Below are 5,321 nucleotides of genomic sequence, written 5' to 3' on the forward strand. Positions count from 1 at the left end.
GGCAAATGCGCGCCTGGCGGCCACCACCGCAACGCGCTGGCAAAACCTGTTGGCCAGCCATTCCGTGTCGCGCCAGGAAACCGATGAAAAAACCTCGAATGCCGCCGCCGCCAAGGCCAATGCCCAAGCCGCCGCAGCCGACTATGCGCGGCTGTGCGCACTGGAAAGCTACAAAACCCTGCGTGCGCCCTTCGCCGGCACGATCACCGCGCGCAACACCGATATTGGCCAATTGATCAAAGCCGATGCCGATAGCGATCCGGAACTTTTCAGCATTGCCGACACCCACCAGTTGCGCCTGTACGTGCCGGTGCCACAGAACTACGCGGCGGTGATCCACCCGGGGCTCGAAGCGGAGCTGACCGTGCCCGAACATCCGGGCGAACGCTTCAAGGCGCATCTGATTGGCGACTCCACCGCCATCGACCGGCGTTCCGGCACCCTGCTCGCGCAGTTCGTCGCCGACAATCCGAACGGCGAACTGCTGCCCGGCGATTATGCCGAAGCCACCTTGCCGATTCCGGCAGACACCCACGGCGTGAGCATACCGGCCAGCGCGTTGATCTTTCGTGCGCAGGGCACCCAGGTCGCGGTGCTGGACGCGCACAACCATGTGCACCTGCAAGGCATTCATATCGGCCTGGACCTGGGCGAACGCCTGGTGATCGACCAAGGCCTGAAACCCGCCGACCGCGTCATCGACAACCCGCCCGATGCGCTGCGCGAAGGCGACCCGGTACAACTGGCCGACGCCACAGGGGGTGCCCATGCGCCCAAGGCTTAAACCTTTTGCTGCATTCATGCTGCTGGCGTTGCAAGGCTGCTCCATGGCGCCCACCTACCAGGTGCCGTCGGTTGACCTTCCCGCCAATTACCGCGAACAAACCAGCGACGGCCCATGGCACAGCGCGCAGCCGTCAGACCAGTTGGCGCCTCAATGGTGGACGCTGTACAACGATCCAAAGCTGGATGAACTGCAACAGCAACTGCTCAAGGCCAACCCGGACCTGGCTGCGGCGCTGGCGCATTTCGATGCGTCCCGTGCGTATGCCAGTCAACTGAATGCAGGGCTGTTCCCGCAGCTCACCGCCAGCGCACAGCCGTTACGCCAGCGGCAATCGGATTCGCGACCGCTGCGCGGCACCACCCAGCCATCGGTTTACAACAGCGACACCGCCGGGTTCTCGTTGAGTTACGACCTGGATCTGTGGGGCAAAATCCGCAACCAGGTCGCGGCCGGCGATGCCCGGGCCCAAGCGTCCGGCGATGACCTGGCGGTGGCGCGCTTGAGCCTGCAACGTCAGTTGGCGACGCTGTATGTGCAGCTCAATGGGCTGGATGCGCAGCGCCGGATTCTGACTGGCTCGCTGGAGGATTTCAGCCAGGCGCTGCAACTTACCCGCAGCCGTTATGAGGGCCAGATCGCGTCGGAACTGGACCTGACCCGTGCGCAAAATCAACTGGCCGAGGCCAAGGCGCAGCTGGATGACGTGCGTGGGCAGCGCAACCTGACCGAGCATGCAATCGGCGAATTGGTGGGCGTGGTCGCCAGTGATTTTTCACTGCCGGCCAGCCCCCGGTTAATGGCCTTGCCAGGGATTCCCTCGCAGCTGCCAAGCCACCTGCTGCAACGTCGCCCGGATATCGCAGCGGCGGAACGCCGAGTGTTTGCGGCCAATGCCAATATCGGTGTAGCCAAGGCGGCGTGGTATCCGGATTTCAGTTTGACCGGGTTGATTGGCGGCCAGACTCAGGGTGTGGGCAATTTGCTTTCAGCCGGCAATCGATATTGGGCGCTGGGGCCGTTGGTGAACCTGCCGATTTTTGATGGTGGGCGCCTGAGTGCCAACGAACGCCAGGCCAGGGCTGAGTTTGAAGAGGCCTCGGCGCACTACCGTAGCGAGGTGTTGAAAGCCGTGCGAGAGGTCGAAGATAACCTGGGGCAACTGCGGGATTTGCAGCAGCAAGCGCAGGATGAACAGGCTGCGGCGGATGCGGCGCTGCATACCCAGGCCCTGGCGATGAACAACTACCAGGCCGGGGCGGTAAGCTATCTGGATGTGGTCACGGCCCAGACGGCCGCGTTGCAGGCGCAGCGCACCTTACAAGCGTTGCAGACGCGGCAGTTGCAGGCGAGCGTCGGGTTGGTCACTGCGCTTGGCGGCGGCTGGCAGCCTGGCGCCTGACACCGTTCACAGGCCAGCCATGCGTTGAGGTTCGGGCGCCATAGCGGTGGGGTCATTTGCGGCCTCAACGGGGCGACACACCGAACCGAAACTTCGTACACTGCCCGCTCGTATTCGTTGATGGGGATTACACAATGTTGATCAAGAAAGCCCTGACCACCGCCGCCCTGCTCGCTTCCCTGCTGGGTGCGTCGGCGGCGTTCGCTCACGCACACCTCAAAAGCGCTACCCCGGCGGCAGACAGCAGCGTTGCCGCGCCGCAAGCTCTGCGCCTGATGTTCAGCGAAGGCGTCGAAGCCACCTTCAGCAAAGTGTCCCTGAGCAAGGACGGCACCGAAATCGCGATCAAAGGCCTGGAAACCCCGGACGCCGACAAAAAAACCCTGGTGGTGACACCGGCCGCGCCGCTGGCCGCCGGTAACTACAAGGTCGTGTGGAATGCGGTGTCGGTCGACACTCACAAGAGCAACGGCGAATACAGCTTCAAGGTCGGCCAATAATTCATGGCAACCCTGTTGGTGCTGTGCCGTTTTGTGCATTTCATCGTTGTGCTGCTGATGTTCGGCACCTGTGTGTTCAGGCCTCTGCTGCTGGGCGCGGCCGCGCAACCGGTGCTCGACCGGCACCTGTCGCGCATCACCCGCGGCCAGGCATGGCTGGGGCTGGGCTCCGGGGTTGCGTGGCTGTTGTTGATCACCGCCAGTATGGCCGGCGGTTGGGACGCTGCACTGCAACCGGCCACGGTGATGTTGGTGCTGGGCAAAACCTTCTTTGGGCAGGTGTGGGTCTGGCATCTGCTGCTCAACCTGCTGCTGGTGATCGCACTGATCAAGCCGTGGCCGGCCCTGCGCCTGCCGCTGATCGCACTGGTGCTGGCGACCCTGGCACCGGTGGGCCACGGCGCCATGCTCGATGGCCTCAGCGGGCAACTGCTGATCCTCAATCAGGTGGTGCACCTGGCATGCGTCGGCGCCTGGCTGGGCGGGTTGCTGGTGCTGGTGTTGATCCTCAGACAGCCCCAGCCGCTTGCGCTGCAGCCGATCCTGCAACGCTTCAGTGGCGTGGGTTACGGCCTGGTCGCAGGCCTGCTGGTGACCGGTTTGATCAACGTACGCGTGCTCGCCGGGCAACTGTGGCCGACGCCGCTGTTTGAAGGGTTTGCCTTGATTCTGCTGATCAAGGTGTTGCTGGTAATGGGCATGTTGGCGCTGGCGTTGCTGAATCGGTTGCGCCTGAAACAGTGCGAACAGCGTGTGAGCAGCCTGAAGGCCAGTGTCATGCTGGAATGGTTACTAGGTGTTTCAGCGGTGGCTGCGGTTTCCCTCCTTGGCACCCTTCCGCCGATGACCATGGGGGCCTGAATTTCCGACAGTGAATGCCGCCCGTATAGAAGCTGGCTTGCCATCGCTGCGGTGTCGCCCATGACCGAGTCGTCTGCATCGCAGGCAAGCCAGCGCCTACAGGGGTCGTGGCCAGTCTGAAAGATCATGATCGAGTCATCGTAGAACTTCTGCTTGACACTCCCCGAAAACCCCGCAAATATCCCGCTCAATGTTGTACGACAACGTATAACAAATAATAAAAACAACAAAAGAAAAAGGGAGCTTCACTGTGAGTCAATTCGCCCGCAATTCCTCCTATCGCCTCGGTCTCATCAGCCTCACCAGCCTCGCGTTCACCCTGCCCCTCACGGCCCACGCCGAAGGGTTTGTCGAAGACGCCAAAGCCACGCTCAACCTGCGCAATGCCTACTTCAACCGCAACTTCACCAACCCCACCAATCCTCAGGGCAAGGCCGAAGAGTGGACGCAAAGCTTCATTCTGGACGCAAAGTCCGGCTACACCCGCGGCACCGTAGGTTTCGGCATTGACGTCCTGGGCCTGTACTCGCAAAAGCTCGATGGCGGCAAAGGCACCGCCGGCACCCAGTTGCTGCCGGTGCACGATGATGGCCGCCCGGCCGATAACTTCGGACGCCTGGGCGTGGCGTTGAAAACCAAGCTGTCGAAGACTGAATTGAAGGTCGGCGAATGGATGCCGGTGCTGCCGATCCTGCGCTCCGATGACGGCCGCTCCCTGCCCCAGACCTTCCGCGGCGGCCAGGTGACGTCCAACGAGATTGCCGGCCTGACCCTCTACGGCGGCCAGTTCCGCGGCAACAGCCCGCGCAACGACGCGAGCATGGAAGACATGTTCATGAACGGCAGAGCGGCGTTCACCTCCGACCGGTTCAACTTCGGCGGCGGCGAATACACGTTCAATGACAAGCGCACCCAGGTCGGCCTGTGGTACGCCGAACTCACCGATATCTACCAGCAACAGTACGTCAACCTCACCCACAGCCAGCCGGTTGGCGACTGGACCCTGGGCGCCAACCTCGGTTTCTTCAATGGCAAGGAAGACGGCAGCGCACTGGCCGGCGACCTCGATAACAAGACCACCTTCGCCATGCTCTCGGCCAAATACGGCGGCAACACCTTCTACGTCGGCCTGCAAAAACTCACTGGCGACAGTGCGTGGATGCGCATCAACGGCACCAGCGGCGGCACGCTGGCCAACGACAGCTACAACGCCAGTTACGACAACGCCAAGGAAAAATCCTGGCAACTTCGCCACGACTTCAACTTTGTGGTACTCGGCGTTCCCGGTTTGACCATGATGAACCGCTACATCAGCGGCAGTAATGTGCACACCGGAGCGATCACCGATGGCAAGGAATGGGGGCGTGAATCCGAGCTGGCCTACACCGTGCAGAGCGGTGCGCTGAAGAATTTGAACGTACGCTGGAGGAATTCGACTATGCGTCGGGACTTCAGCAATAACGAGTTTGATGAAAACCGGATCTTCGTCAGCTACCCGATATCACTGCTTTAAATGTAAGGGACAAGCCCTGAGGCCAGCCCGTTAAGCGCTGAAGCGGACACCTGTGATCTGTGACTTGCGACCTGTGACCCGTGGCTTGCGACCTGTGACCTGTGGCCTGTGACCCGTGACCTGTGACCCGTGGCTTGCGACCTGTGACCTGTGACCTGTGACTTGTGACCTGCGACCTGTGGCCTGTGACTTGCGACCTGTGGCCTGTGACCTGTGACCTGTGACCTGTGACCTGTGACCTGTGACCTGTGACCTGTGACC

General features: G+C 61.8%; 5 protein-coding genes. All 5 read left to right on the forward strand.

Features of this window, described 5'->3' with window-relative positions; translation table 11 throughout:
• Positions 1-784: efflux RND transporter periplasmic adaptor subunit (locus tag Q1V60_RS09590; protein ID WP_300629647.1), on the forward strand; the 784-nt coding region annotated here is incomplete at its 5' end.
• Positions 768-2,186 carry an efflux transporter outer membrane subunit gene (locus Q1V60_RS09595; protein ID WP_300629651.1) on the forward strand — a complete coding sequence of 473 codons (1,419 nt, stop codon included), beginning with the start codon at positions 768-770 and terminating at the stop codon, positions 2,184-2,186. The genes Q1V60_RS09590 and Q1V60_RS09595, both read left to right, overlap by 17 nt.
• Before the next feature lie 134 nt (positions 2,187-2,320).
• Positions 2,321-2,686 (forward strand): copper homeostasis periplasmic binding protein CopC, encoded by a 366-nt coding sequence (gene copC, locus Q1V60_RS09600; protein WP_300629654.1) that lies wholly within the window; start codon positions 2,321-2,323, stop codon positions 2,684-2,686.
• A 3-nt stretch (positions 2,687-2,689) separates the two neighbouring features.
• Positions 2,690-3,547, forward strand: a complete 858-nt coding sequence (gene copD, locus Q1V60_RS09605) for a copper homeostasis membrane protein CopD (protein WP_300629657.1) — start codon at positions 2,690-2,692, stop codon at positions 3,545-3,547.
• A 250-nt stretch (positions 3,548-3,797) separates the two neighbouring features.
• A complete protein-coding gene (locus Q1V60_RS09610; protein WP_300629660.1) occupies positions 3,798-5,060 on the forward strand; it encodes an OprD family porin in 1,263 nt (420 codons plus the stop codon).
• Positions 5,061-5,321: the final 261 nt, after the last annotated feature.

It is taken from the genome of Pseudomonas sp., from assembly GCF_030147005.1.
GTDB lineage: Bacteria > Pseudomonadota > Gammaproteobacteria > Pseudomonadales > Pseudomonadaceae > Aquipseudomonas.

What these genes read in the sequence shown, in the direction of transcription:
- copC (WP_300629654.1), top strand. Translation starts at nt 2,321, where the DNA reads ATGTTGATCAAGAAAGCCCTGACCACCGCCGCCCTGCTCGCTTCCCTG.
- copD (WP_300629657.1), top strand. Translation starts at nt 2,690, where the DNA reads ATGGCAACCCTGTTGGTGCTGTGCCGTTTTGTGCATTTCATCGTTGTG.
- Q1V60_RS09595 (WP_300629651.1), top strand. Translation starts at nt 768, where the DNA reads ATGCGCCCAAGGCTTAAACCTTTTGCTGCATTCATGCTGCTGGCGTTG.